A 2,979-nucleotide genomic window follows, 5' to 3' on the forward strand; every position below is an offset into this window, starting at 1 on the left:
GCGGAGCCGGCCGGCCCGCGCGCGGTCGCCGGGAGGCAGGCCCGCGGCCGGAGCGTGCCGCGCCGCCGCGCGCCTGCCCGGCGGCGATCCGTGCGGTAGGATGCCGGCATGGCCAGCGCCCTCGCCTTTTGTGTCGCCGCCCTCGCCGAGATCGCCGGCTGCTTCGCCGCCTGGGCGGTCCTGCGCCAGGGGGCCAGCGCCTGGTGGCTGCTGCCGGGCGCCCTGTCGCTCGGCGTCTTTGCCTGGGCGCTGACCTGGGTGGAGGCGGATGCCGCCGGCCGTGCCTTCGCCGCCTATGGCGGGGTGTACATCGCCGCCTCGCTGGCCTGGCTCTGGGCGGTGGAAGGGCGGGCGCCGACGCCGTGGGATCTCGCGGGCGCCGCGCTCTGCCTCTGCGGCGCCGGCGTCATCCTGGCCGGCGCGGCGCGCGGCGCCTCCTGACGGGATGGCGGCTCGGAAGGCCGGCGCACCGGCGGCTGCGGCCCCACGGGCCGCACCGGCACGGCCGGCGGTGGACCGGGCGGCGTCACGCGGCCGGCGTCAGCCCACGCCCAGATCGGCCAGGCTCTCCCGCCGCGCCGCATGGATGTCGAGCCAGCCCAGCGCCAGCCGGTCGTCGCGCGCCTGCAGGCGGAAATAGTCGCTCCATCGCTCCGCCGCCTCCTGGAAGCTGGTCCAGCGGCGGGGGTCCAGCTCCCGCCCGAACAGCCCGCTGTGGTGGCCGGTGAACTGCACGGCGGCGTGCCGCCCTTCCCGCGGCGGCTCTGGCGGCCGCACGTCCCAGAGCAGCGCCTGATTGACCAGCTGCGCCCGGTCGTAGCCGCAGGCGCGCAGCAGGCAGATCAGGTCGAAGCTGCTGGCCTCGGCCGAGACGAAATCCGGCCGGCGCCCGTCGAGGAGGAGCTGGCGGATGCATTCCTCGTCCATGCCTTCGACGTCGCATTTCAGGTAGCGCGGCACGCCATGGCGGTCGAAGAGCTCGGACAGGGTGATGGTCGGGACGGTGATCTCGGTGACCGCATGGCCGGCCTTGGCGGCCCAGGCGCGGTCGATGCTGCCCCAGTCATCCTTCTCGGGATTCACCCAGAAGGCGATGCTCTCGCCGCCGCGCGGATAGAGCGCGCAGGGCACCACGGTCAGCCGCCCGGCTTCCACCTCGGCCGCGAAGCGCGCGGCGACCTCGGCGCAGAAATCCGGCCGCGCCTCCAGCGCCACCACGCGGAAGCCCTTGCGCAGGTAGACATCGGTGTCGAGGCCGCGATGCAGGCCGATATCGAAGATCAGGTCGGGCTGCGGCGCGCTCATGCGGCCGTGATAGCGAAGGCGCCGGCGGCGGTCACGCCCGCAGGAACGCGGGGCGCGGCGGCGCCTGGCCGGACCCACGGCAAGGCTGGCCCCACGTCGCGGCGGCCGGCGGCCCGGTCGCTGCCGGCCTCGCGGACATGCTCCCGCTGGTTCGACCGGCATCCCAGGATGATGCGATCGCGGCGAAACGATCTTGCCGGACCAGCGACGCTGCGGGCCTCGTTGCCTGCCTGGCCGCGCGGGTTCGAGCGGCCCGATGACGGGTGGGGGGCGGCAGGCACGGCATGTTTCATCCGCAAGGCCGACGCATGCCGATCGATGGAACAGGCCCGGCAGGCGAGGATGGCCGGGATCGAGCCCCCCATCGCAACCGGTGGCCGCCTGGGCATCGGCGCGGCTTCGACCGCGCCCGCATGGCTGCCGTCCCACGGGGCTCTGCCCTGGATGCGTCGCTGCCGCCATCGCAGGCAGCGGGACGTCCCGCGCCCTGCAGGTTCCAGGTGCCGGACAGCCCTCACCGCCCCTGCGCGTCCGTCGCAGCCGGCGCCGCATCGGCGCCGGTCGAGGTCATCCCACAACTGGCACAGGCCTGCTCCCCAGAGCGGTCGCCGTTCGCCACGGCTCGCGGCAACCGCTCGAGTCATTTTAATCGACGAGCATCCTTACCCGATCAGGTGATTCCACCTGATCGGGAACTGCTCTAGCGCTGCCCGCCCGGCACCCAGAGCACGTCGCCGGCGCCATTGCCGTTCAGCCGCCGCGACAGCACGAACAGGTGGTCCGACAGCCGGTTGAGGTAGCGCACCGCCTCCGGGTTCACCGGCTCGGCCGCCGCCAGCGCGACCACCGACCGCTCCGCCCGCCGGGCAAGGGTGCGCGCCAGATGCGCCGCCGCTGCGGCCGGCGTGCCGCCCGGCAGGACGAAGCTGCGCAGCGGCGGCATCTCGGCATTCATCGCCGCCACCTCCTGCTCCAGCCGCAGGCACTGGCCGATGGTCACCCGCAGCCGCGCATCGTCGCCGGCGCCCGGCATGCAGAGATCGGCGCCCAGGTCGAAAAGGTCGTTCTGGATGCGCGCCAGCATCGCATCCTCCTCCGGCATCGCGGCAAGCTGGATGCGCAGCAGGCCGAGCGCGGCATTCGCCTCGTCCACCGCCCCCATCGCCTCGACCCGCAGGGCATCTTTGCGCAGCCGCGTGCCGTCGCCGAGGGAAGTTTTCCCCTGGTCGCCGCCGCGGGTGGTGATGACGTCGAGCTTGACCATGGTCCTGGATGCCTCAGCGGGACAGGCGGAAGGTGATGTTGGCGAATTTGGTGTCCGCCACCGGCTCCCCGTTGCGGAGCGCCGGCTGCCAGCGCCACTGCGCGTAGTAGTCCCGCGCCGCCTCGTCGAGCGCGGGATCGCCGGTGCTGGTCACCACCTCCACCTTGGTGACCTGGCCCGCCGCGTCAATCTCCAGTTTCAGCCGGACCGTGCCGATGGCGCCGCGCTGCCGCGCCGCGTCGGGGTAGCGCGGCTCCGGCGGCTGGAAGAGCGGGCTGGCGCCCTTGGTCGGGCCGGTGATGGTGGCGCGTCCGGGCGTCGCCGCGGCCTCCGCCGCCGCAGCCGCCGCCGCGGCCTGCACGCTGGAGGGCGCGGGGGCGGGAGACGGGGCAGGCGGCGCCGGGCGGGCC

Annotated in this window: 4 protein-coding genes; 1 reads left to right on the top strand and 3 read right to left on the bottom strand. The window is 74.4% G+C overall.

Features of this window, described 5'->3' with window-relative positions:
* The first annotated feature begins 108 nt into the window (after positions 1–108).
* Entirely contained in the window at positions 109–441 is a 333-nt protein-coding gene (locus tag E2C05_RS30430) for a YnfA family protein (RefSeq protein WP_133223354.1), read from the top strand.
* A gap of 99 nt (positions 442–540) precedes the next feature.
* On the opposite strand, the gene E2C05_RS33620 is transcribed toward E2C05_RS30430, so the two are convergent.
* From E2C05_RS33620 to E2C05_RS30445, 3 genes are all read right to left on the bottom strand, one after another.
* On the bottom strand, positions 541–1,305 hold the full coding sequence (locus E2C05_RS33620) for an FkbM family methyltransferase (protein ID WP_158292477.1): 765 nt from the start codon (positions 1,303–1,305) through the stop codon (positions 541–543).
* Positions 1,306–2,005: 700 nt separating this feature from the next.
* Positions 2,006–2,569: a cob(I)yrinic acid a,c-diamide adenosyltransferase gene (locus tag E2C05_RS30440; RefSeq protein WP_133223356.1), complete on the bottom strand. Its 564-nt coding sequence runs from the start codon at positions 2,567–2,569 to the stop codon at positions 2,006–2,008.
* A 13-nt stretch (positions 2,570–2,582) separates the two neighbouring features.
* Positions 2,583–2,979 (bottom strand): energy transducer TonB (locus E2C05_RS30445; RefSeq protein WP_205083192.1); only part of this gene is annotated, 397 nt, incomplete at its 5' end.

Source organism: Paracraurococcus ruber (assembly GCF_004353985.1).
Taxonomy (GTDB): Bacteria; Pseudomonadota; Alphaproteobacteria; order Acetobacterales; family Acetobacteraceae; genus Paracraurococcus; species Paracraurococcus ruber.

Coding starts and splice junctions, on each gene's coding strand:
- E2C05_RS30430 (WP_133223354.1), top strand. CDS start 109: ATGGCCAGCGCCCTCGCCTTTTGTGTCGCCGCCCTCGCCGAGATCGCC.
- E2C05_RS33620 (WP_158292477.1), bottom strand. CDS start 1,305: ATGAGCGCGCCGCAGCCCGACCTGATCTTCGATATCGGCCTGCATCGC.
- E2C05_RS30440 (WP_133223356.1), bottom strand. CDS start 2,569: ATGGTCAAGCTCGACGTCATCACCACCCGCGGCGGCGACCAGGGGAAA.